The organism is Nocardia sp. NPDC055321 (genome assembly GCF_053645575.1).
Map to the genome: position 1 here is coordinate 402722 of NZ_JBSHMS010000004.1, position 22806 is coordinate 425527.

A 22806-nucleotide genomic window follows, 5' to 3' on the forward strand; every position below is an offset into this window, starting at 1 on the left:
ACATGTCTATCTTCCTGAACAAGGACAACAAGGTCATCGTCCAGGGCATCACCGGCGGCGAGGGCACCAAGCACACCGCGCTGATGCTGAAGGCGGGCACCAACGTCGTCGGTGGCGTCAACGCCCGTAAGGCCGGCACCACCGTGTCGCACGTCGACGCCGACGGCAACACCGTCGAGCTGCCGGTGTTCGCGAGCGTCGCCGAGGCCATCGAGAAGACCGGGGCCGACACCTCGATCGCGTTCGTGCCGCCGGCCTTCTCAAAGGACGCCATCATCGAGGCCATCGACGCGGAGATCCCGCTGCTCGTGGTCATCACCGAGGGCATCCCGGTGCAGGACTCCGCCTACGCGTGGGCCTACAACGTCGAGAAGGGTCAGAAGACCCGGATCATCGGCCCGAACTGCCCCGGCATCATCACCCCGGGTGAGGCGCTGGTCGGTATCACCCCGGCCACCATCGCGGGCAAGGGCCCGATCGGCCTGGTCTCCAAGTCCGGCACCCTGACCTACCAGATGATGTACGAGCTGCGGGACTTCGGTTTCTCCACCGCCATCGGCATCGGCGGCGACCCGGTCATCGGCACCACCCACATCGACGCCATCGAGGCGTTCGAGAAGGATCCCGAGACCAAGCTCATCGTCATGATCGGCGAGATCGGCGGCGACGCCGAGGAGCGCGCGGCGGCCTACATCCAGGCCAACGTCACCAAGCCGGTCGTCGGCTACGTCGCGGGCTTCACCGCCCCCGAGGGCAAGACCATGGGCCACGCCGGCGCCATCGTCTCCGACGGCGCGGGCACCGCGCAGGGCAAGAAGGAGGCCCTCGAGGCCGCCGGCGTGAAGGTCGGCAAGACGCCGTCCGAGACCGCCGCCCTGGCGCGCGAAATCCTGGAGAAGGCGTCCATCACCGCCTGATCCCCGGATCGCACGAAGGCCGCCTTCCCCGGGGGGGAAGGCGGCCTTCGCCGTTCGCGCGTGCTCGCGGCGTCGCCGAATCGGTATGCCGAATCGGGATATTCGCGGCGGGCCGCGCGGCACTACGTGATGACCCCCGACGTCGAGTGCAGTAGCGTCGGTAAGAGTTCGTGAACGACTCGATAGGAGCGACGACATGTCATACCCGACCGGGGGCTCGGGATACAACGGGCCCGCGCCGACGCCTTCCAACGCACCAGGCTACGGCTCGCAGCCCACGGGCGGTCCCGCAGCAGGGTCGAGTACGACGGCGGCTTCGGCCAAGGGCCTGCCTTTCTTTCTGACCGTGGGCGTTGTCGCCCTCGGCGCCATCAACTTCCTGCTCGGCCTGCTGGATTTCGCGAAGGTGGACAAGTCCGCCCTCGCCGATTCCAGTGAGAACGACGCCTTCGGCGGCGGTCTGCTCAGCGCGGGCGGCTCGGCGCCGGTGGCGCTGCTGCTGCTGGCCGCGCTGATCGCCGGTTTCTCGTTGCTGCCCAAGCAGACCAAGCAGACCGGCATCGTCGCGGCGGCGTCGGTGGCCGGTTTCATCACGCTGCTGTTCCAGGTGTTCACGCTGTCGAGCTTCCTGGATCCGGCCGGCGCCGCCTGGGCGCTGCTGTTCCTGTCCCTGGTGCAGGCGGTCGTCGCCGTGCTCGCGCTGCTGTTCGAGCTGGGCGTGGTCAAGCCCCCGGCTCCGAAACCGGCTGCGCCGCAGGGCTTCGGCGGGCAGCCCGGCTTCGGCCAGGGCGGCTACGGTCAGCAGGGTTACGGCCAGCAGCAGGGTCAGCAGCCGGGCCAGCAGAGCTACGGCCAGCCCGGCCAGCAGTTCGGCCAGCCCGCGCAGCAGCAGGGTCAGCAGCCGGGCTACGGCACCGGCCCGCAGTACCAGCAGCCGGGGTACTCCCAGCAGCCCGCCGGATACGGCACCGGCTCCCAGCCGACCTACGGCCAGCAGCCGTCGTACGGCCAGCAGCCGGGTCAGCAGAGCTACGGCCAGCCGGGCCAGCAGTTCGGCCAGCCCGCGGGCAGCGCCGACGCGACCCAGCACTTCGGCGGCGCGAATCCGCGTCCGGCGCAGCCGTTCGGCGGCGAGCAGAACGCCGATCCGGCCGCCGATGCCACCCGCGCGTTCCGCCCGGGCCAGGACGACAAGTAGTCCGGTAGTAATTCGAACGACCAACGGCCCCCGGGGAAACCCGGGGGCCGTTGCCGTTTCGGCCGATGGACCGACGGAACCACTCGGCGCGCCTGAGTCTTCAGCGTGTCCGAAGCTGCCACGCTGGTTTTCCATGAGTGCTCCGAGAACTACCCTGGCTCGGGTGACCGATGAGGATGTGCGGGCTGTGCCGCGTGGTTCGGTCCGGCCGGGTGGGGGTTTCGGGGGCGGGTTCGGCTCGCTGACCCCGGAACGGGCCAGGGTGCTGTTGATCGTCGCCACGCGGGCTTCGAGCGTGACGCTGCTGATCGTTTTCGGGCTGGTGTTCGGGACGCTGGCGGCCGCGGGGAGCGGCTATTCGGGGGCCTCGGGCGCCATCGCGGCGAGCTGGCTTGCGGTGCATCAGGTTCCGCTGACGATCGGCAAGACCGCGATCGGGCTGTGGCCGCTGCTGCCGACCGGATTCCTGCTGTGGTTGGCCGCGCGCGACTGTGCCGCGGCCGCCGCGCAGTACGCCGATTCGGAGGATCGCGACGGGAACCATTGCACCCCGGTCGATCTGGCCTGGATCGCGGGCGCCGCGGTCGGCGGGCCGCTGCTGATCACCGCGATCTGCCTGGCGGTGGCCGATGACGCGGCGGCCGTGGTGCCGCTGCAACCGCCGAACACGCTGTCCGCGTTCGGCTGGGTGATCGGCCTGCACCTGCTGGCCGTGCTGTTCGGGGTCGGCGCCCGGCACTGGCGCGACTTCGCGGAGCTCGCGCCGATTCCGGTGCCGGACTGGGTGGTTCCGGGCGTCCGCGCGGGATTCCGCGCGGCCTGGCGGCTGGCGGCGGTGGCCGGTGTGGCCGTGCTGGTTTCGTTCCTGGTGCACTTCGCGTCGATCGGCGACACCTACGCGACGGCCGGAAACTTCGTCGGCGTACTGGGTTTGAGCCTGCTGTCGCTGGCGTATCTGCCCAACGCGGTCATCGACACGGTGAGCGTGCTGGTCGGCGGTGAGTTGCGCGTCGGCCCGGGTTCGCTGAGCCTGTTCGGCGTCGAGGGCGCGCCGGTTCCGGCGGTGCCGCTGGCCGCGGCGGTGCCTTCGGGTCCGGCGGCGGGCTGGTGGTTCGCGCTGTTGCTCGCCCCGGCGGCGGTGGCCGTGCTGTGCGGCCTGGATTGTGCTCGCAGCAGCGATGATCGGCCCGGCGCGCCCTGGGCGACGCTCACCGCGGCGGGCGTGGTGGCGGCGCTGTTCACCCTGGTCGCCCTGCCCGCCGGTGGTGAGCTGGGCACCTTCGGCTGGATCGGGCCGAGTACCGGGGTGTCGGCGGTACTGGTCGCGCTCTGGTTCGCGGCCGGCGGTTTCCTGGGTCTGTTCGGCGCGCGCTGGTTCGCGATTCCGGCGGCGGGCGCCGCGGGCGTCGCGGCCGCCGGTGCGGCGTACGACCCGGTCGCGGACGACGACTACGCGGACACCGACTACGCGGACGACGACTACGACGACGCCGAGTACGAGGACGACTACTACGAGGACTCCGAGTACGAGGACGATCGGTACGACGACGAGTACGCGGACGACGAGTACTACGACGACTACGAGACCCCGCGCGACACCGACGAGATCGACGGCGAACTCGTCGACGAACCGCTCGCGCTCGACGTCGAATCGCCGGCCGAATCCGAGGAGAACGCCGACATCGTCGACGCGGAAGTGGTAGAGGGAGACCTGCCGGACAAGTCGTAGGTGGGCGGTCGTTAGGCTCTGGGGTGGCGGTCACGCCCCCGCCGTCTCCATTTCCACCCCCGACACAGGGAGTAGTGCGCTGAGTTCCACGCCCGCCCAGCTGCTACCGCCGTCCGCGCCCGCGACCGTCGTCGTGCTCGCCTCCGGCACCGGCTCGCTATTGCGTTCGCTGCTTGAAGCGACCAGGGAGCCGGGGTATCCGGCCCGGATCGTCGCCGTCGGCGTGGATCGCGAATGCGCGGCCGCCGCGCACGCCGAGGAGTTCGACGTCTCCTCGTTCATGGTGGAGCCGGGCGATTTCGAGAATCGCGCGCAGTGGGATCAGGCGCTGACCGAGATCGTGGACGCCTTCCAGCCGGATCTGGTGGTCTCCGCCGGATTCATGCGGATCCTGGGCCCGGCGTTCCTGGCGCGCTTCGGCGGCCGGGTCATCAACACCCACCCCGCGCTGCTGCCGGCGTTCCCGGGCGCGCACGGGGTGCGGGACGCGCTGGCCTACGGGGTCCGGGTCACCGGTTCCACCGTGCACCTGGTCGACGCCGGTGTCGACACCGGCCCGATTCTCGCGCAGGAGCCGGTTCCGGTGCTGCCCTCGGACGACGAGGGTTCCCTGCACGAACGCATCAAGATCGTGGAGCGGCGGCTGCTGGCGGAGGTCGTCGCCGCCGTCGCGAACCGAGGCATTGTCTCCGATGGACGAAAGGCAGTTATCCCAGATGAGGTTCTCCGGTGAGTGAGCGCAAGCCCATCAAGCGGGCTCTCGTGAGCGTCTACGACAAGACCGGCCTGATCGAGCTGGCCACCGGCCTGCATCAGTCCGGCGTGGAGCTGGTCTCGACCGGTTCGACCGCGGGCAGGATCGCCGAGGCCGGTATCCCGGTCACCAAGGTGGAGGACCTGACCGGCTTTCCGGAGACCCTGGACGGCCGGGTCAAGACCCTGCACCCGCGCGTGCACGCGGGCATCCTGGCCGACACCCGCAAGAGCGAGCACGTCGACCAGCTCGCCGAGCTCGGTGTCGAGGCGTTCCAGCTCGTCGTGGTGAACCTGTACCCGTTCACCCAGACCGTGGCTTCGGGCGCGAGCATCGACGAGAGCGTCGAGCAGATCGATATCGGCGGGCCGTCGATGGTGCGCGCCGCGGCCAAGAATCACCCGTCGGTCGCGGTCGTGGTGGACACCGGCGCGTACGACGACGTGCTGAAGGCGGTGCAGGACGGCGGTTTCACCTTCGCGGAGCGAACCGCGCTGGCGGCCAAGGCTTTCCAGCACACCGCGTCCTACGACGTCGCCGTCGCCAGCTGGATGACCAGCGTGGCCGCGCCGTCCGCTGCCGCCGAGGATCCCGAAGCCGAAGCGCCGCAGCGCTTCCCGGAGTGGATCGGCGCGACCTGGACGCGTGACGATGTGCTGCGCTACGGCGAGAACCCGCATCAGGGCGCCGCGGCGTACAGCGCCGAGGCCGGCCCGGAAGGGCTGGCGCAGGCAACGCAGTTGCACGGCAAGGAGATGTCGTTCAACAACTACACCGACGCCGATGCCGCCTGGCGCGCCGCCTTCGATTTCGAGGCGCCCGCGGTGGCGGTCATCAAGCACGCCAACCCGTGCGGTATCGCGGTCGGCGCGGACATCGCCGAGGCGCACCGCCGGGCGCACGCCACCGACCCGGTGAGCGCGTACGGCGGCGTGATCGCGGCCAACCGCGAGGTGAGCGTGGAGATGGCCGAGCAGGTCGCCGAGATCTTCACCGAGGTCATCGTCGCCCCGGCGTACGCGCCCGGTGCGGTGGAAGTGTTGCAGCGCAAGAAGAACGTGCGCGTGCTGGTCGCGACCCCGCCGCAGCGGCAGGGCCCGGAGCTGCGTCCGATCAGCGGCGGTGTGCTGCTGCAGGAGCGCGACGTGCTCGACGCCGAGGGTGACGATCCGGCCAACTGGACCCTGGCGGCCGGCGCTCCCGCCGATGCCGCGACCCTGGCCGATCTCGAATTCGCCTGGCGCGCTTGCCGATCGGTGAAGTCCAACGCCATTCTGCTGGCGAACGACGGCGCGGCCGTCGGCGTGGGCATGGGGCAGGTCAACCGCGTGGACTCCTGCAAGCTGGCGGTGGACCGGGCGGGGGAGCGGGCCGCGGGCTCGGTCGCCGCGTCCGACGCGTTCTTCCCGTTCTCCGACGGCCCGGAGATCCTGGTCGCCGCGGGCGTGCGCGCCATCGTGCAGCCGGGTGGTTCGATTCGCGACAGCGACACCGTCGAACTGTGCAAGGCGGCGGGCGTGACCCTGTACTTGACGGGTGCACGGCACTTCGCGCACTGAGTTGTTTCCGGCCCCGGGCCGCGCGTATGCGTGGCGGTCCGGGGTCATTCGAGGCCGGTTGCGGTTCGTCCTGACGAATTCGCAACCGGCTCTTCGTTTTTCGGTGCCCTCCCGAGCTCGGGCGGTGTAACTACTTGACGCTGAGGACCGTTCGATCGCCCACCGGGGACTTCAGCTCGACTTCCAGGCTGCCGAAGACCATGATCATGGTGCACATCTTGCCGACGGCGTCGGGGCGGGTGCCCGAACGCAAAGCCACAGTGACTGTTTTGTCGGTTTCGGTGACGGTGGCGTCCACGCCGTAGCACTCGGGCGCGCCGGTCTGGAAGTTCACCGAGATCTTGTTGCCGTCCAGTCGAGTCCAGCTGTCGAACTCCAGGGGGTGCGGGTTCACGATGGCCGGATCGGCGGTGAACGGCCGGCCGATCTGGCCCGGTGACGCCTCGGCCGGGGTGGCCAGGCCGGCGCTGGTCGTGATGCCGGACTGTGGGCTGTCGTCGGCGTTTTCGGTGTTCCCGCAGGCTGCGACGCCGAGGCAGAGCAGCCCGGCGGCTGCGGAGGCGAGGAGGCGGCGTCCCCAATTCCCGTACATGGGCGCCAGCCTAACGGTCCGACCGGTCGGGGCGGATGTGACGGGGTGGCGAATATCCAGCGACAGTGAGCCAAATTATCCGATGACTCGGCGCGTATTCTCTGCGCGGTTCGTCGGGATAGCAGTAGCCTCGATGGCAGATGTGCGAATGCACTTACGCGCCATCGACTTATCTCATGATCTCCCCCTCCCGAAAGGACATGCCGTGGGCGACGCATTGAAAGTTGGCGAAGAACTTGGTCTCGGTCAGTCGCTCAAAGGCGGCGCTTACTCGCTGACCCTGCAAGAAGACGGCAACCTGGTGCTGACCGAGCCGGACGGCAACGTCGTCTGGGCCGCGGGCACCAACGGCAAGGGCGTCAAGCGCGCGGCGCTGCAGGACGACGGCAACTTCGTGCTCTACAAGGACGACGGCGCCGAATGGTCCACCGAGACCAACGGCAAGTCCGTGGACCGCCTGGTGGTGCAGCCCGACCGCAACGTCGTGCTCTACGGCTCCGAGGGCGCCGTCTGGTCCACCGGCACCAACACCGACAACCCGATCGTCGTCGAAGAGGAGACGGTGGCCGCCGCGGTCGACGCCCCGCCGCCGGCCGAGGCCCCGCCCGCCGCTCGCACCCACACCGTCGCCCCCGGCGAGACCCTGTGGGCCATCGCCGAGCAGTACTACGGCGACGGCAACCGCTACGGCGACATCGCCGCCGCCAGCGGCGTCGACAACCCGGATCTCATCCACCCCGGCCAGGTCCTGACCATCCCGTAAGGCGCACGCCCCACGGATATCCCGATGGCCCCGGTGCTCTCGCACCGGGGCCATCGTGCGGTCGCACCCGGCCCACCTCTTCCTCATACACAGCGCCCCTGATGCGAATGCATCAGGGGCGCTTGGTATTTCCCCCCTACCAGGGGCACGAGCCCTATCGGCTCGTGAACGGCAGCAACGCCATTTCGCGTGCGTTCTTCACCGCGATGGCGACCTGCCGCTGCTGCTGCGGGGTCAACCCCGTCACGCGGCGGCTGCGGATCTTGCCGCGGTCGGAGATGAACGTGCGGAGCAGGTTCACGTCCTTGTAGTCGACGTATTCCACGCCCGCGGCGATGAGGGGATTCTTCTTGGGCTTGCGGCCCTGTTCTGCGCGGGCCTTCTTCGAGGGTGCTCGCTTCACTGCCATGTCAGCGGTTCCTTCTCACGAGATCTTCGGTTTACCAGCTCGATTTGCGTACACCGGGCAGTTCACCCCGGTGAGCCATCTCTCGCACTCGAATTCGCGAGAGACCGAACTTCCGAAGGTGGCCACGCGGGCGTCCGTCCGCGGCGTCCCGATTGCGCAAGCGTACCGGACTGGCATCGCGCGGCAGCCGGCCCAGGGCGGACTGCGCCGCCGCCTTCTCCTCCGGCGAGAAGGAGGGCTTGCGGATGATCTCCTTGAGCTCCGCGCGGCGCTCGGCGTAGCGCGCGACGATCTCCCGGCGCACTTCGTTTTTCATGATCTTCGACTTCTTGGCCATGTCAGCGGTCCTCGCGGAAGTCGACGTGCCTGCGCACGACGGGGTCGTACTTGCGCAGCACCATGCGGTCGGGGTCGTTGCGCCGGTTCTTGCGGGTGACGTAGGTGTACCCGGTCCCGGCCGTGGACTTGAGCTTGATGATGGGCCGGAGTTCGGTCGATTTCGATGCCATCTGGTTCCTCTCAGATCTTCTGGCCCGCGGCGCGCAGCCGGGCCACGACCGCCTCGATGCCGTCGCGGTCGATGGTCTTGATGCCCTTGGCCGAGACGGTCAGCGTGACGCGCCGGCCTTCGCTGGGCAGGAAGTAGGTCTTGCGCTGGATGTTGGGATCCCAGCGCCGGTTGGTTCGCACGTGTGAGTGCGAGACGGACTTGCCGAAGCCCGGCTTACGCCCGGTGACCTGGCAGATGGCCGACATGGTCGCTCCCTTCGCGTCATACTGCCCCGGTTCTACATGCAGATGACAATCGTTTTCGACAACGGATCTATTCCAATGTACGCTGAGCCCTCGGTAAATGAAAATCGTTGTCGAAAGGGGTACGGCGGTGTCAGACACCGGTGCCATCAGCGGCCACCACACCCAGCCCGAGCGCGACCGCCGCACGCCCGTGCTCGTCCTCGCGGGACTGCCCGGCCGCGCCGCGGACGGGGTTCAGCGCGCGGCCCGGGCGCTGGGCGCCGAGCCCGGCACCATCGTGGTCCGCCACGACCTGAGCGAACTGCACGAGGGCGTCGTGCGCCGCATCGTCCGCCTGAACGGCCGCGAGGACATCTCGGTGCTCGAACTCGCGCACGGCTGCGTCTCGTGCACGCTGCGCATGGACCTGCTGCCGTACCTGTGTCAGCTCGCGACCCGCGATTCGGTCCGCCGCATCGTGCTCGCGCTGGATCCGGCCTTCGAGGCCGAGGCGGTGTGCCAGGCCATCCGGCACGTCGTGGTCAGCGACGTGGTGGGCCGGGTCGACGGCCCGGCCGGGCGCAACGTGCGCATCGAGTCCGTGCTCACCTGCCTGGACGCGGCGGACTGGCTCGCCGACGCCACCGGCGACGAGACCCTGGCCGAACGCGGGCACGCCACCGCCGACGACGATCGCACCATCGCGCAGCTCGCCGTCGGTCAGGTCGAATTCGCCGACGCCCTGCTGGCTTTCGACGGCGGAGTGGATCCGGTGGACCGGCTGCGCACCGCCGCGGTACTGGCCCGCCTGGCCCCGATGGCGCCGGTGAGCTGGCTGCCCGAGCCCGCGGCGCTGGACGCCGGCCCGTCCTCGGGCATGCTGCGCGCCGACGCCCTCTACGGCCTGCTGGACCGTGTTCCGGCCACCGCGCGCCGCGGCCACGGCTTCGACCCGCACGCCTCGCTGCTGCGCGGTGAGCCGCCGCTGGAACCGGACTGCGGGGTGGAGCTGCTCGAATTCGCCACCGACCGCCCCTTCCACCCCGAACGGCTGCACACGGCCATCGACGTCCTGCTGGAGGGCGTGGTGAGCGCGCGCGGCCGGGTCTGGCTCGCGACCCAGCCGGAGGAAGTGGTCTGGCTGGAGTCCGCGGGCGGCGGCCTGCGGGTCGGCGGCGCGGGAAAGTGGCTGGCCGCCATGACATCCGAGGAGATCGAACAGGTCGATCCGGAGCGCCGCATCATGGCCTCGATGCGCTGGCACGAGCACTTCGGCGACCGGCACACCGCGCTGGTGATCCTGGTGCACGACGCGGACGCCGAGGAGATCCGGCACGCCTTGCACTGGGCGCTGGTCGACGAGGACGAGCTGCGTCAGGTGCGCTTCGCGCCCGAGCGGGTCGCGGCCTGGGCGGACCCGTTCGGTGATCAGCACGAGGAGCCGTGCGACACAACCAGATCCACGCCGGTCTCCGGCGACGGCGGTTCCCGCCAGAACGAAAGGTGATGTGATGAAAGCAGGAATCCACCCCGACTACCACCCGGTGGTCTTCGAGGACTCGGGCACCGGAAAGCGTTTCATCACGCGTTCCACCGCCACCTCCGATCGCACCGTGGAGTGGGAGGACGGGCAGACCTACCCGCTGATCGTGGTCGACGTGACCGCTGATTCGCATCCGTTCTGGACCGGCGCGCAGCGCCTGCTCGATACCGCGGGCCGGGTCGAGAAGTTCGAGCGCCGGTTCGGTAAGCGGGTGCGCGGCGGCGGCGCCGGGAACCCGGCCGCCGCGGGCGCCGGAAAGGAGAGCTGACATGGCGGTTCCGAAGCGGCGGATGTCGCGATCCAATACCCGCAGCCGGCGTTCGCAGTGGAAGGCCACCGCGCCGGATCTGGTGCCGGTCACCGTTGCCGGTGTGGTGCACCGGGTTCCGCGCCGATTGGTGCGAGCGGTGACGCTCGGGCTGCTGGATCCCCGCGAGCTCTGACACCGCGCCGGTATCGGTGTCCCGGGCCGGACTTTGTGCGAGAGGATCTAAAAAGTCTTCTCAAAGTTGTGAATCCGTGCTGTTGCGACGGTATTCTCATGGCCGAGGGCGGGTTCTTCTGGTGACAGAAGAACCCGCTCATCGCCACTTTCGGGGCAGTTGAACCCCTTGCGCGCCGGAGAATTACCGGCAAACCAGCCAATTCGACTGATAATTACCGACATCCGGCACACGCTCAGTCGATCGGGCCGGGGCCGGCCGCAATTCGATCCTTCGAATCGTCACTTTGTCTGTTCTGTCCGCTTTGTGGGCTATCGCCCCATCCGGGCAGCGGTAGATCCGGCAGCAATTGCTCGAGCCGGGCCAACTGTTCGGCAACCGCGGTCGCCGGTCCCTCCAGCAGGGAGAACGGGAACGGCCAGTGATGCCCGGAGATCCGCGCGACCTCCTCGGAGAGGTCGGCGGTGGTGGCTTCCAGTTCGCTGATCTCGGTGCGTAATTCGTCGATCAGTGTGAGCGCGGCGGCCAGCGCGTCGACCAGTGTGCGGTGATTGCCCTGCGCGTCGTCACCCAGTTGCGGCCAGCCCGCCAGCCCGGGCCCGCGCAACTGGGTCTGGATGTCGCGCAGAATTTGGTCCTGTTCGGGCGTCAAGTCCTGTTCCTCCTGTTCGAAGTCCCACTGGCCGAAGTCGATTCGGTCGGTCTCGTTCACATCGCACTGCACGCCGTTGACGTAGACCTGCTCGCCGGTCTGCAACAGCTGCGCCCGCGGCTCGCGATTGCTGCCCGACCAGGCCACCGTCTGCCACGCCCAGTCCGCGACGCCGGCGTCCAGGGCCCTGGTCACGGGCCAATAGCCGCCGTAGATACCGACATTCGTGCTGCCGAGCACGGTCGCCGCGCCCTCGAGGTAGGCGTTGATCTGCCCCTGCTGCTGCGGTGTCGCGTCGAAATCGGCGGAGAAGTAGATGGGCCGATCCGTGCGCCCGCCGCAGCGCAGCACCTGCGCGAGCGCGGTCCGCGCGTCGGTGACGCCGGCGCCGTAGCCGTCCAGCATGCGCGCGGCCGTGGTCTCCCAGTTCGAGACGATCGAGACACCGTGTGCGCGTAGATCTTCGGCCTCGGCGGGGGTGAGCAGTTTGCCCGGCAGCGAGGCTCCGCCGCTGGAGAGATAGCGGACGACGAAATCGAACCCGGCGGCGCGAATCGCGCTCGCCCCGGGCCGACCCGCGGCGTAATCCAGCCCGAAACGCATGACACTCATCGTAATTCGAGCGTCGCACCGGGGCACGGCAATCCCGAAGTCCGTCCCGGACCCGGAAACGGGTCGGGCCGGGTCGCTGTCGGCGACCCGGCCCGGAAGTGCTCGTGCGGCACGCGATCAGTGCGGCAGCACGCTGCGCGGTCCCGACTGGCGCGAGGCCACCGCCAGCGACGGGCTGTGCGCGAGATCCTGATCCGCCGGAGCGGACTGCTGCCTGGCCTCACGCCGATCGGGCGCGACCAGGATCGCGGTGATCGGAATGGCCAGTGACAGTGAGCCGATGATGAAGAACGGTACGAAGAAGTTGAACAGCTCGTCGCCGTCGGGCATGACGGCCGACCCGTCCAGATGCGCGGTCAATCCGGTCAGCCCGGCGTAGTGCATACCGGTCACCATGATCGCGTAGGCGAGCGATCCGGCCAGCAGCACCGGCACCGACTGCGCCCACAGCATGAACCACAGCAGCAGTCCGGACATCAGCGCCGCGATGACGTACACCGCGATGATCGACACCAGCCCGCGGTCGATGGTGCCGCGAATCCGGATCGCCGACAGCAACAGCAGGTGCACGGTGCCGAGCCCGGCGGCCATGACCAGCGCGCCGACCGCGATGCGCCACCAGCTCAGGGTCTTGCCCGCGATGATCAGCGCCGCGAACACCACGAAACCGGACAGCGCCGAGAACAGCGTCGTCAGGGTGGTGTCGTAGCGGATCTGGCCACCCTTGACCTCGAAACCGAGCATGGAGACGAAGACCGACAGCGCCACACCGACGCCGCCGATGGAGCTGGCCGCGACGAACAGCCACACCAGGCGGAACCGCGCGGTCACCGATTTGGTGGACTGGCGAATACACGCCAGGCCACAGGCGGCACCGGCGACCGACACGATCAGTGTCAGGCCGATCACCCAGTAGCCCATAGAGAAATAGATCACCCTGAACCCCTGCTTTCGTGTCTCTCCGCGCGCTGATCGCTAGCCGCGGCGAGCAGTTTCGCGTTGCGCCGCCATCAGTCGTTCGATGGCGTACTCGGTGACGGCGGCCAGTGATCGCCGGACCTCGCCCGGGTCGCGGGCATCGATGTCGACGATCGGCACGCCCTCGCGGACGCTGAGCGCCTCGCGCAGTTCGGCGACCGGGAAACGCGGGGCGTCGGGGAAGCGGTTCACCGCGATGAGGAACGGCAGCGATTTGGCCTCGAAGAAGTCGACCGCCGCGAAGCTGTCCTCGATCCGGCGGGTGTCGACCAGCACCACCGCGCCGATGGCGCCCTTGATGAGGTCGTCCCACATGAACCAGAAGCGGCGCTGCCCGGGCGTGCCGAACAGGTAGAGCACCAGGTTGCCGGGCAGGATGATGCGCCCGAAATCCATGGCCACCGTGGTGGTTTCCTTGCCGGGCGTGGCGGCGAGATCGTCCACGCCGTCGGACACGGCGGTCACCATGGCCTCGGTGCGTAGCGGCACGATCTCGGAGACCGCGCCGACGAAGGTGGTCTTGCCCGCTCCGAAACCGCCCGCGACCACGATCTTGGTCGAGGCGACGGTCCGGAACTCCTCGCCCGGGCGGGGCGGATACTGCTGCGCTACAGCCTGGTTCGCTCCCGGGAACTGTGGTCCGCCAGTGGGGTACTGGGGCGCACCGCCGTAGCTCCCGCCGTCAAAGGGCGCGGAGTCCATGCAGGGTCCTCTCCATCAAAGATCGGCGCTCGTCGTAGGTCGCCTGGTCGCTCAGAGTCGAATGCACGCGAAGGGTCCCGGCGACGACGAGATCGCCGATCACGACCCGGATCATGCCCAATGGCCGCTGCAGGTGCGCCGCGATCTCGGCGACCGAGAGCCGGGCCGTGCCCAACCGCAGGATCTCGGTCCGGATGTCACCGGCGGGCCAATCGAAATGGGCGGTGAAGGACAGTGTTTCCACGACCGCCTCGAGCGGCAGATCAACCGCCGGCTCGGTGCGGCCGGAGGTCAATGCGTACGGGCGGACCCGGCTGGTGGGCCGGGCGCCGCCGCCCCCGTTTGAAATTGTCATGGTCGACCCATCACGCAGTGCGGGCCGTGGCCTGCACCACGGATCCGACCCGGTCCACCAGCAGTGCCATCTCGTAGCCGATGCGGCCGATGTCATGCTGCTTGTTCGCCAGTACCGCGAGATGCGAGCCGTTGCCGACGCTCATGACGAGCAGGTAGCCGCGCTGCATCTCCACGATGGACTGCATGACCTTGCCGCCGTCGAACAGCTGTGCCGCACCGGCGGACAGGCTGGCCAGACCGGCGGTGACGGCCGCGAGCTGCTCGCCGCGATCGGCGGGCAGATGCGGGCTGGTGGCCTGCAGCAGACCGTCGGCCGAGACCAGGACGGCGTGCGAGACGCCCGGCACCTCTCGGGTGAAGCGGGTGACCAGCCAGTTCAGATTCTCATCGGTCTGGGTGCGCTGGGTGTCGGTCATGCATGCCCTCCGTCGTTGTACTGCGAGTCGGCTCGCCCGGAGCGGACGCCGCTGAGATGCCTGGTCAGGCTGTTGCGGATCTCGTCGGGGTTACGCGCGCCGCCCTCGTCCTCCTGCGCCGCGGCGCCGGGCACGAGCTGTGCGCCGGGCCGCCGGATCGGCAGACCACCCTGGGTCTTGGAGCTGCTGGTGGGATTGGCCGCTTCCTCGGCCGCGGCCCAGCCCGCGTCGGCGTTGGACGTCCAGTCGGTACTCACCGGTGACTGCCCACCCGCCGCGGGCTCGACCAGCCATTCCGACACCATGCGCTGGTAGATCGGACTGCCGCCGCCGTTGCCCGCACCGGCGTTGCCGATGGGTTTGCGGTCCGTGACGGGGTTACCCGCGGTGAGGTTGCTCGCGCCCGGGTTCGTGACCGTGTTCGCACCATTGCCACCTGCTCCGACGCTGTTCGCGCCATTGCCGTTGGATCCGTTGCTCTTTCCGTTGGCGCCGTTCGTACCGGCGCCGTTGCCGATACCCGCGCCGCTGTTGCCGTTCGTGCCGTTGGCGCCCGCGGCGTTGCCGCCGACTGCACCGGCGTTGCCGCCGGGCCCGGCGGGAGCGGGCTCGGGCGCGTTGCCGAACGCGCTGTAGTCGCTGGTGAAGAAGTTGCCGTCACCGGCCGCGGAACCGCCGCCGAAACCGCCGCTGCCGCCGCCGAAGCCGTTGCCGGGCGCACCGAAACCGTTGGCGTCCCGCGAGACCGGCGGTACCGGTTCGGGCCGCGCGACCGGCGCGACGGGCTCGGGCCGCTGCGGCGCCTCGGGCGTCGCGGGCGCTTCGCCCCAGAAATCGACCCCGCGGGCCTGCGGCGCGACCGGCTCGGGCCGCTGTTCCGCGAAGGCGTCGGAGAAGCCGTCCCGGGACTGGTCGGCGGCGAAGCCGCCGCCGAAGACCGGCTGTTCACCGGTGTCGACGCCGGGTGTACGGCGTTGCGGCAGACCGGTACTGGTGACCCCGAACCGCGCGGGCGGATCGGCGGGCGGATTCGGTACCGGCGTGAGCCGCGGCGGCGTGATGACCGGCTGCGGGCCCGAGATCGGCGCGAACGGCGTGGCCGGCGCCAGCGGGGGCACCGGGGTGAGCGCCGCCGGCGCCATGGTCAGCGGCGCGCCGTGCTGCGGCGCCACCGGCAGCGCGGCGGTCACCGGGAACTGCCCGGTGTCGGTGCCGTTGTTGCGCTCGGGCGCGGGCGAGACCAGGGTGCCCGGCAGGTGCACGCTGGCGGTGATGCCCGGCTGCTGCACCATGGCCGAGGTCCGGCGCAGGCTCACGGTGATGTTGTGGCGCTTGGCCAGGCGGCCCACCACGAACAGGCCCATGCGGCGTGCGGTCTCGACGTTGACCTCGCCGCCGGAGGCGAGGCGATCGTTGATGGACTGCAGGTCTTCGGCGTTCATTCCGAGGCCGCGGTCGGTGATCTCGATGAGGTAGCCCCCGTCCACGGCGCGTGCCACCGAGACCGCCACGGGCGTGGACGGCGGCGAATACCGCAGTGCGTTGTCGATGAGCTCGGCGAGCAGATGTTCGATGTCGACCGCGGGTTCGCCCGCGACGATGCCGTCGGGCACGGTGCCGATCTCGACGCGCTGGTAGTCCTCCACCTGGGAGACCGAGGACCACAGCATGTCCGAGAGCGGAACCGGCGCGAGATGACCGCGGCGCAGCGCGGTTCCGGCCAGCACGAGCAGGTTGTCACCGTTGCGGCGCATGCGCGTCGCGAGGTGGTCGAGGCGGAACAGGCTCTGCAGCCGTTCGGAGTCGTCCTCGTCGCGTTCGAGTTCCTCGATCAGGCTGAGCTGCTGCTCGACCAGCGATTGGCTGCGCCGCGAGAGGGTTTCGAACATGTTGCCGATCTGCAGGCGCAGTCGCGCCTGCTCGGCGGCCAGGTGCAGCGCCTGGGTGTGGATGTCGTCGACGGCTCGGGCGAGCTGGCCGATCTCCTCGGTGGTGTGCACGTCGACCGGGGTGATCTCGGGGATCGCGCCGCCCGAGCGCACCACGTCGAGCTCGGCGGGCAGGTCGATGTGCGCGACCTGCAGGGCGTCGCGGCGCAGGCGGCGCACGGGGACGACCAGGGTGCGCGCGACCACGAGGGCGAGGGCCAGACCCGCGAGCAGCATGCCGATGACGATCGAGGTATCGCGCAACACGGTGTTGCGGGCTTCGGTGGTCAGCTCGGCGAGCTTGGTGGTCAGGGCCGTGCCGATCGCGTCGGTCTCCTTCTCGTACGCCGCGATACTCGTGGCGATGGAGGCCTGCATGGGCGGGAGACTGGCGGGATCCGGTGCGCCGGAGGCGAGAATGCCGATGCGCGCGCCGGCGGCGTCCTTGAGCGTGGCGTAGTTCTGCGCCTCGGCGGGCAGGATGCCCTTGTACACCTCGATCATGGTGATCTCGGCGCCGATCGCGGTGAGCAGCCGGATCTTCATCGCCGGGTTGGTGTCGATGGTGGGATCGATGAGCAGCGTGCGTTCCTGCGTGAGCAGGCGGGTCGAGGTCATGACCGTACCCATTTGCAGGAACAGCTGCTGCACGCGCAGATCGCTGAGCGACTGCGAATTGGTCAGCGCGGTCTGCACCTTGGCCGAGACCGCGCCCGCCTGTTCGGCGATCGTGGCGACCGAGCCGCTGCGCAGGCTGTTGCGCATCGTCTTGCCGATGGCGATGGACTCGGTGAGTCCCTGGATGACGTCGGCCTCGACCTTGGAGGAGCGCAGCAACGTCTCGAGGTCGGTGACGGTCTGATCGAACCGCACGGTCGCGGTGTCCAGTGCCGCGTCGCGGTCGGGGTTACCCCAACCGGAGATGGCCGAAATCGCGAGCTCCTGTGTGGCGCTCTCGAACTTGACTGTGGGTCCCATGACGGCAGCCTGCTCGGAACCGGCGGCCAGGTTGCTGATCGTCTGCAGCTCCGAGTTGATGCGCAGGACCGCGAAGGTCGACGCGAGCAACACCGGGAGCACCAATACGATGCCGACCTTGCGTGTGACGGGCCAGTTGGACAGGCTGAATTGCCAGGACCGGGGTGTCGCTTCCATCCCGCTTCCGTCGCCTCCGCTTTCAAGAGTTGACCCCGGGTCGTATGCGGTTGTACGGCGTTGGGGCCTGAACCCGCGCAGAACCAACTAGAGGTCTTTTTGTACGGCCTGCAACATACCGCGTGAGCTGGGTATCGGCAATTCGAGCAACTCGCTGTACATGCCTCCGAATGCAGCCGCGCGCAACGTCTTTCGCATTCCGAAATGAGCGGGTAGGGTGGCCGCGCGTAAGCTGTTTCTAAAAATCGCTGGTCACCCGCTCGGGTCGTCCGGCGTGTCGAAGGCGGCCTTCTCAGTCGCCTCTCAGTCGCTGTGGGCAGACTGGACCCCATGCGCATTCTGGTAGTCGACGACGACCGCGCGGTCCGGGAATCGCTACGTCGTTCATTGACCTTCAACGGCTACACCGTCGAGCTCGCCGTCGACGGTCTCGACGCCCTCGAGAAGACCGCCGGCCAGCGACCCGACGCTCTGGTCCTGGACGTGATGATGCCCCGCATGGACGGCCTCGAGGTGTGCCGCCGGCTTCGCAGCACGGGTGACGATCTGCCGATTCTCGTACTCACGGCACGGGATTCGGTTTCCGAACGGGTCGCGGGCCTGGACGCCGGCGCCGACGACTATCTGCCCAAGCCGTTCGCGCTCGAGGAATTGCTCGCGCGTTTGCGCGCGCTGCTGCGCCGCACCACGGTCGACAATTCCGAGGCCTCGGAGATGATGAGCTTCGCGGATCTGTCCCTGGATCCGGTGACCCGCGAAGTGTTGCGCGGTGATCGGCAGATCAGCCTGACGCGCACCGAATTCTCGCTGCTGGAAATGCTGATGGCCAATCCGCGCCGGGTGCTCACCCGCAGTCGCATTCTGGAAGAGGTGTGGGGCTACGACTTTCCGACCTCCGGCAACGCGCTCGAGGTGTACATCGGGTATCTGCGCCGCAAGACCGAAGCCGAGGGTGAGCCACGACTCATCCACACCGTGCGCGGCGTCGGGTACGTGCTGCGCGAGACCCCGCCGTAGGAGCCGGACCCGTGGCTAGATCAGTGCCGCGGCGGCCCGTGGTCGCCGGACTCGCACAGCGGCCGGACGCCGACATGCGCCCACCGACCCCGCTCACGCGGTCGGTGTCGCTGCGCTGGCGCGTCACGCTGCTGGCCGCGTCCGTGGTGGCCGTCGCCGTCGCCTTCACCTCCATCGCCGCCTACGCGATGGTGGCCCGTTCGCTGTACGCCGATGTGGATTCGCAGTTGCGCGCCCGCGCGTCGCTGATGATCGACAACAACTTCGACAGCCTCGGCTTCCAGTCGATCGTGCTGGCGGGGCTGTACTCCAGCGACGTCGGGGTGGCCCTGATCTTCCCGGACCTCTCGCCCTACGTGCCGCCGCAGACCACCAATCCGCCCGTGGGCAGCCAGGAATTGGCGGTCGCGCGCGGGGAGATCGGGTTCTCGCTGCGCACCGTCGACAATCAGCGGGTGCTGGCCCGGCGCACGCATTCCGGCTCCACCCTGGTCGTGTCGCAGCGCCTGCAGCCCACCCGCGAGGTGCTCGACAGGCTGGCGTGGCTGCTGTTCGTGGTCGGTGGCTGCGGGGTCATGCTCGCGGCCGCGGCCGGAACCGCGGTGGGCCGCACCGGATTGCGCCCCATCGCCCGGCTCACCGCGGCCACCGAACGCGTGGCCCGCACCGACGACCTCACCCCGATTCCGGTGACCGGTGACGACGAACTCGCCAGACTCACCGAGAGTTTCAACACCATGCTGCGGGCGCTGGCCGAATCCCGGGAGCGCCAGCGGCGGCTGGTGGCCGACGCGGGCCACGAGCTCAAGACCCCGCTCACCTCGCTGCGCACCAATATGGAACTGCTCATCGCCTCCTCCCGCCCGGGCGCACCGCGCATTCCGGACGAGGACATGGCCGAACTGCGCTCGGACGTGATGGCCCAGATCGAGGAGCTGTCCACCCTGGTGGGCGACCTCGTCGACCTGGCCCGCGAGGACGCCCCCGACACCGTCTACGAACAGGTCGACATCGGCGAGGTGGTGGAGCGCGCGCTGGAGCGGGCCCGGCGGCGGCGCAGCGGCATCGAATTCGACGCCCAGCTGCGGCCCTGGTTCGTCTACGGCCACGAGGCCGGACTCGAACGCGCCATCCTCAACGTGCTCGACAACGCCGCCAAATGGAGCCCGGCGGGCAGCAGCGTGCAGGTGGCCATGCGCGAGAACGGCCGCGGCCTGCTCGAGCTCACCGTCGACGACGCCGGCTCCGGCATTCCGCCGAACGAGCGCGAACTGGTCTTCGAGCGCTTCTACCGCACCACCGCCTCGCGGTCGATGCCCGGCTCCGGCCTGGGCCTGGCCATCGTGAAACAGGTGGTCACCAAGCACGGCGGCACCATCACGATCGACACGTCCGAGCGCGGCGGCGCCCTGATCCGTATCGTCCTACCCGGAGAAAGCGCACCGTTCGTGGGTACCGAAACCTAGCTCGCCACCGCGCCCGGGTCACGCCCGGCGGAAAGCTCCGGAAAAAGCAAGCACGGTCTCAGTCCGCTCTCAGTCGTCACCGCCAGGCTTGGCTACGAGACTCGAGGAGAAACGAGAAACATGACCGAGGATTCGAAGGACCCGCGGGGCAACGAGCCCACCCCCGGCGCCGACGCCGTGTCCACCCCCGGCGGCCAGGCTGTGCCGAACCCCGGCGGCCAGGCCGTGCCGAACCCCGGCGCTCCGGCCGCGCACGATCCCGCCGGGCCCGCCGCGTCGCACGCCGATCGCGCCGGCGAGCAGGCGTCCTCGGTTCCCGGCGCCCCCGCGCCCGGTCCCGGTGGCTTCGCCCCGCCGCGCGATCCCTACGCCCGTCCCGTCGAGGGCGGATACGACCGTCCGCAGCCGGGTTTCGGCCCCGGCGCCCACGGCGGTGCGGCTCCCGGCTTCCCCGGCGCGCCCGGTGGCCCGGGAACCGTTGCGGGACATACGGGTTCGTTCGCGGCCTTTCCGAACGGCCCGCACACCGGGCAGCAGTACACCGGCGCCGGCTACGCCGCCGCAGCGAACGGGCCTGCGACCGAACAACTTCCGGCGGGCGGATACGGCCCGGCGTATGCGGCGTCGGGGGCCGGATACGCCGCGGCCGGATCACATACCGAGCAGCTCTTCGGCGGTCCCGGCGGCCCGATCGGCCCCGGCGGCCCCGGTGCTCCCGGACAGCCCGGCGGGTATCCGGGCGGCCCGGCGCCGAAGAAGTCGATGCGCACCGGCCTGGTCGCCGGCGCGGTCGCGCTGGCGCTGTTCAGCGGCGGCATCGGCGGCGCGGTCGGCGCCCTCGCCACCCGTGCGGACGACGGCGGCACCACGATCACCAACGCGCTGGACGCCCCGCGCCAGGTGAACGAGGTGGCCAACGCCCCGGCCGGTTCGGTGCAGGCGGTCGCGCAGAAGGTGCTGCCCAGCGTCGTCATGATCCGGGTCGCGGGCAATCAGGCCGAGGGCGAGGGCTCGGGTGTCGTGCTCTCCACCGACGGCAAGATCCTCACCAACAACCACGTCGTGAGCGGCGCGGGTCCCAACGCGCGTATGGAGGTCGCCTTCAGCGACGGCAGCACCGCGCCCGCGACGCTGATCGGCGCGGATCCGGTCTCGGATCTGGCGGTCATCAAGGTCACCGACAAGAAGGGCCTGGTGCCCATCGAGCTGGGCGCCTCGTCGAACCTGCAGGTCGGTCAGTCCGTGGTGGCGATCGGTTCGCCGCTCGGCCTGGCGGGCACGGTGACCACCGGTATCGTCTCCGCGCTCAATCGCCCGGTGTCCACCAGCGGCGAGGCCAGCTCGCAGGGCGCGGTCATCAACGCCGTGCAGACCGACGCGGCCATCAACCCCGGCAACTCGGGCGGCGCGCTGGTCGACATGAACGGCAAGCTGATCGGCATCAACACCGCGATCGCCACCCTGGGCGTCTCGGAGTCGGCCGGCGGCCAAAGTGGTTCCATCGGACTCGGTTTCGCGATTCCGGTCGATCAGGCCCGGCGGGTGGCCGACGAGCTGATCAAGAACGGCCGGGCCACCTACGCGCAGATCGGCGTGAAGGTGCGCGGCCAGGACGACGTCAACGGCGCCCGGGTGCTCGAAGTGACCCCGGACGGCCCGGCGGCCAAGGCGGGCCTGCCCAACGGCGCGATCGTCACCAAACTCGATGACCAGGTGATCGATTCGGGCAACGCGCTCATCGCGGCGGTGCGCTCGCACCGGCCCGGCGACAAGGTCGAGGTGACCTACACCGACGAGCAGGGCAACAACCAGAAGACAGTCGAGCTCACCCTCGGCGAAGCAGCTGCGGAGGGCGGCCGATGATGCGACGTACAGGCGGCAGGAAATCCACCCCGGCGATCCGGGTCACCCCGGACGGCAATTGGGAGGTGTTGTCCGCCAATGGCGCAGTGCTCGATCGGGTGACGGTGCTCGAGGGCTTCGAGGGCGCGGCGCTGCTCGAAGGTGAGATGAACAAGACCGAGGCGATGTCCGCCCGGGGCGCTACGGTGAGCAGCATGGAAATCGATGCCGCTGTTGCGGGCCGTGCTCTTGTCGTGGTCGTCGACGACCGAACCGCACACGGCGGGGTGGATTCGCTGGGTCCGCTGGTGACCGAACTACTCACCGAGGCCGGGTTCCTGGTCGACGCCTCGGTCTCGGTGCAGGCCGACGAGGTCGAAATCCGCAACGCGCTCAACACGGCCGTCATCGGCGGCGTCGATCTGGTGATCTCGGTCGGCGGCACGGGCATGTCGCCCCGCGATGTGACCCCCGAGGCCACCGAGGAGGTGCTGGACCGGGTTCTGCCCGGTATCAGCGAGGCCCTGCGCGCCTCGGGCCTGGCCTCGGGCTCGCTGGACGCGGGTCTCTCGCGCGGGCTGGCCGGCGTCTCGGGCAGCACGCTGGTGGTGAACCTGCCGGGTTCGCGGGCCGCGATCCGCGACGGCATGGCCACCCTGGGCCCGCTCGCGAGCCGGGTCATCGACGAACTCTCCGGTTTGGCGGAATGAGTTCGACGTCCGACAGCAATACCGACGAACCCCGCCCGGCCGCGCGCCCGGCGGGGTCTCGCCGTTTGACGGCGGCCGATCGCGAGAAGCTGGCTCGTGTTTTCGGTGACGCACTCCCCGCGACCACCAACGACGAACGCACGCCCGAACCGGAATCCGGTTCCTCCGGCGACGATTGGCTGCGCGCGCAGGTTCCCCCGCATCACGGGTAATTCATTTTTCGCATAACTCTCGCCATTAGAGTTCGAGAGCACATCGCTATCGAGTTCGCTCGCGACGGAGTGTGTTCGTAATTCCGTCTTCGCTGCTCGGTGGCTCGAATCACGGTG

25 protein-coding genes are annotated in these 22806 nt (G+C 69.4%); 14 read left to right on the top strand and 11 right to left on the bottom strand.

The window, feature by feature from the left end; all coding sequences use genetic code 11:
- The first annotated feature begins 2 nt into the window (after positions 1–2).
- From sucD to purH, 5 genes are all read left to right on the top strand, one after another.
- On the top strand, positions 3–917 hold the full coding sequence (gene sucD, locus ACWIGI_RS08700) for a succinate--CoA ligase subunit alpha (protein ID WP_454201737.1): 915 nt from the start codon (positions 3–5) through the stop codon (positions 915–917).
- A gap of 196 nt (positions 918–1113) precedes the next feature.
- A complete protein-coding gene (locus tag ACWIGI_RS08705) occupies positions 1114–2115 on the top strand; it encodes a DUF5336 domain-containing protein (protein WP_454201738.1) in 1002 nt (333 codons plus the stop codon).
- A 163-nt stretch (positions 2116–2278) separates the two neighbouring features.
- The gene (locus tag ACWIGI_RS08710; protein WP_454201739.1) at positions 2279–3844 is read left to right on the top strand and encodes a cell division protein PerM; all 1566 of its coding nucleotides are present in this window, start codon (positions 2279–2281) and stop codon (positions 3842–3844) included.
- Positions 3845–3893: 49 nt separating this feature from the next.
- A complete protein-coding gene (purN, locus tag ACWIGI_RS08715) occupies positions 3894–4577 on the top strand; it encodes a phosphoribosylglycinamide formyltransferase (RefSeq protein ID WP_454201843.1) in 684 nt (227 codons plus the stop codon).
- Positions 4574–6157, top strand: a complete 1584-nt coding sequence (purH, locus tag ACWIGI_RS08720; RefSeq protein WP_454201740.1) for a bifunctional phosphoribosylaminoimidazolecarboxamide formyltransferase/IMP cyclohydrolase — start codon at positions 4574–4576, stop codon at positions 6155–6157. The genes purN and purH overlap by 4 nt, the downstream gene beginning before the upstream one ends.
- A gap of 130 nt (positions 6158–6287) precedes the next feature.
- Here purH and ACWIGI_RS08725 read toward each other — a convergent pair whose 3' ends face one another.
- Positions 6288–6749 (bottom strand): hypothetical protein, encoded by a 462-nt coding sequence (locus ACWIGI_RS08725; protein WP_454201741.1) that lies wholly within the window; start codon positions 6747–6749, stop codon positions 6288–6290.
- A 205-nt stretch (positions 6750–6954) separates the two neighbouring features.
- Here ACWIGI_RS08725 and ACWIGI_RS08730 point away from each other — a divergent pair, with 205 nt between their 5' ends.
- Positions 6955–7512, top strand: coding sequence for a LysM peptidoglycan-binding domain-containing protein (locus ACWIGI_RS08730; RefSeq protein WP_454201742.1), 558 nt, complete (start codon positions 6955–6957; stop codon positions 7510–7512).
- Between the two features lie 154 nt (positions 7513–7666).
- On the opposite strand, the gene rpsR is transcribed toward ACWIGI_RS08730, so the two are convergent.
- Genes rpsR through rpmB form a run of 4 tightly spaced genes read right to left on the bottom strand, consistent with a single transcriptional unit; the run spans position 7667 to position 8677 of the window.
- Positions 7667–7921 (bottom strand): 30S ribosomal protein S18, encoded by a 255-nt coding sequence (rpsR, locus tag ACWIGI_RS08735; RefSeq protein WP_454201743.1) that lies wholly within the window; start codon positions 7919–7921, stop codon positions 7667–7669.
- A gap of 31 nt (positions 7922–7952) precedes the next feature.
- A complete protein-coding gene (rpsN, locus tag ACWIGI_RS08740; RefSeq protein WP_454201744.1) occupies positions 7953–8258 on the bottom strand; it encodes a 30S ribosomal protein S14 in 306 nt (101 codons plus the stop codon).
- A 1-nt stretch (position 8259) separates the two neighbouring features.
- The gene (gene rpmG / locus ACWIGI_RS08745) at positions 8260–8430 is read right to left on the bottom strand and encodes a 50S ribosomal protein L33 (protein WP_454201745.1); all 171 of its coding nucleotides are present in this window, start codon (positions 8428–8430) and stop codon (positions 8260–8262) included.
- 10 nt (positions 8431–8440) lie between these two features.
- The gene (gene rpmB / locus ACWIGI_RS08750; protein WP_454201746.1) at positions 8441–8677 is read right to left on the bottom strand and encodes a 50S ribosomal protein L28; all 237 of its coding nucleotides are present in this window, start codon (positions 8675–8677) and stop codon (positions 8441–8443) included.
- 127 nt (positions 8678–8804) lie between these two features.
- Between rpmB and mrf the strand changes: the two genes are divergently transcribed.
- Genes mrf through rpmF form a run of 3 tightly spaced genes read left to right on the top strand, consistent with a single transcriptional unit; the run spans position 8805 to position 10642 of the window.
- A complete protein-coding gene (mrf, locus tag ACWIGI_RS08755; protein ID WP_454201747.1) occupies positions 8805–10163 on the top strand; it encodes a ribosome hibernation factor-recruiting GTPase MRF in 1359 nt (452 codons plus the stop codon).
- A 4-nt stretch (positions 10164–10167) separates the two neighbouring features.
- Entirely contained in the window at positions 10168–10467 is a 300-nt protein-coding gene (locus ACWIGI_RS08760) for a type B 50S ribosomal protein L31 (RefSeq protein WP_454201748.1), read from the top strand.
- A gap of 1 nt (position 10468) precedes the next feature.
- Positions 10469–10642 (top strand): 50S ribosomal protein L32, encoded by a 174-nt coding sequence (gene rpmF, locus ACWIGI_RS08765; protein ID WP_454201749.1) that lies wholly within the window; start codon positions 10469–10471, stop codon positions 10640–10642.
- A gap of 235 nt (positions 10643–10877) precedes the next feature.
- Here the strand turns inward: rpmF and ACWIGI_RS08770 are convergent, their stop codons facing one another.
- The 6 genes from ACWIGI_RS08770 to ACWIGI_RS08795 all read right to left on the bottom strand — a co-directional run bounded on the left by ACWIGI_RS08770 (position 10878) and on the right by ACWIGI_RS08795 (position 17442).
- A complete protein-coding gene (locus tag ACWIGI_RS08770; protein ID WP_454201750.1) occupies positions 10878–11897 on the bottom strand; it encodes a DUF1906 domain-containing protein in 1020 nt (339 codons plus the stop codon).
- Between the two features lie 126 nt (positions 11898–12023).
- Positions 12024–12842, bottom strand: a complete 819-nt coding sequence (locus ACWIGI_RS08775) for an MHYT domain-containing protein (RefSeq protein ID WP_454201751.1) — start codon at positions 12840–12842, stop codon at positions 12024–12026.
- A 39-nt stretch (positions 12843–12881) separates the two neighbouring features.
- Positions 12882–13586, bottom strand: coding sequence for a GTP-binding protein (locus ACWIGI_RS08780; protein WP_454201752.1), 705 nt, complete (start codon positions 13584–13586; stop codon positions 12882–12884).
- The gene (locus tag ACWIGI_RS08785; RefSeq protein ID WP_354985268.1) at positions 13567–13941 is read right to left on the bottom strand and encodes a DUF742 domain-containing protein; all 375 of its coding nucleotides are present in this window, start codon (positions 13939–13941) and stop codon (positions 13567–13569) included. The genes ACWIGI_RS08780 and ACWIGI_RS08785 overlap by 20 nt, the downstream gene beginning before the upstream one ends.
- A gap of 10 nt (positions 13942–13951) precedes the next feature.
- The gene (locus ACWIGI_RS08790; protein ID WP_454201753.1) at positions 13952–14359 is read right to left on the bottom strand and encodes a roadblock/LC7 domain-containing protein; all 408 of its coding nucleotides are present in this window, start codon (positions 14357–14359) and stop codon (positions 13952–13954) included.
- Complete coding sequence (locus ACWIGI_RS08795) at positions 14356–17442, bottom strand: ATP-binding protein (protein ID WP_454201754.1); 3087 nt, start codon at positions 17440–17442, stop codon at positions 14356–14358. Before ACWIGI_RS08795 ends, ACWIGI_RS08790 begins: the two co-directional genes overlap by 4 nt.
- Before the next feature lie 330 nt (positions 17443–17772).
- Here ACWIGI_RS08795 and ACWIGI_RS08800 point away from each other — a divergent pair, with 330 nt between their 5' ends.
- The 5 genes from ACWIGI_RS08800 to ACWIGI_RS08820 all read left to right on the top strand — a co-directional run bounded on the left by ACWIGI_RS08800 (position 17773) and on the right by ACWIGI_RS08820 (position 22689).
- Positions 17773–18459 (top strand): response regulator transcription factor, encoded by a 687-nt coding sequence (locus ACWIGI_RS08800; protein ID WP_454201755.1) that lies wholly within the window; start codon positions 17773–17775, stop codon positions 18457–18459.
- A 74-nt stretch (positions 18460–18533) separates the two neighbouring features.
- The gene (locus ACWIGI_RS08805; RefSeq protein WP_454201844.1) at positions 18534–19925 is read left to right on the top strand and encodes an ATP-binding protein; all 1392 of its coding nucleotides are present in this window, start codon (positions 18534–18536) and stop codon (positions 19923–19925) included.
- Between the two features lie 120 nt (positions 19926–20045).
- Positions 20046–21788, top strand: coding sequence for a trypsin-like peptidase domain-containing protein (locus tag ACWIGI_RS08810; RefSeq protein WP_454201756.1), 1743 nt, complete (start codon positions 20046–20048; stop codon positions 21786–21788).
- Positions 21789–21934: 146 nt separating this feature from the next.
- A complete protein-coding gene (locus tag ACWIGI_RS08815; protein ID WP_454201845.1) occupies positions 21935–22477 on the top strand; it encodes a MogA/MoaB family molybdenum cofactor biosynthesis protein in 543 nt (180 codons plus the stop codon).
- Positions 22474–22689: a hypothetical protein gene (locus tag ACWIGI_RS08820; protein ID WP_454201757.1), complete on the top strand. Its 216-nt coding sequence runs from the start codon at positions 22474–22476 to the stop codon at positions 22687–22689. Before ACWIGI_RS08815 ends, ACWIGI_RS08820 begins: the two co-directional genes overlap by 4 nt.
- Positions 22690–22806 lie beyond the last annotated feature (117 nt).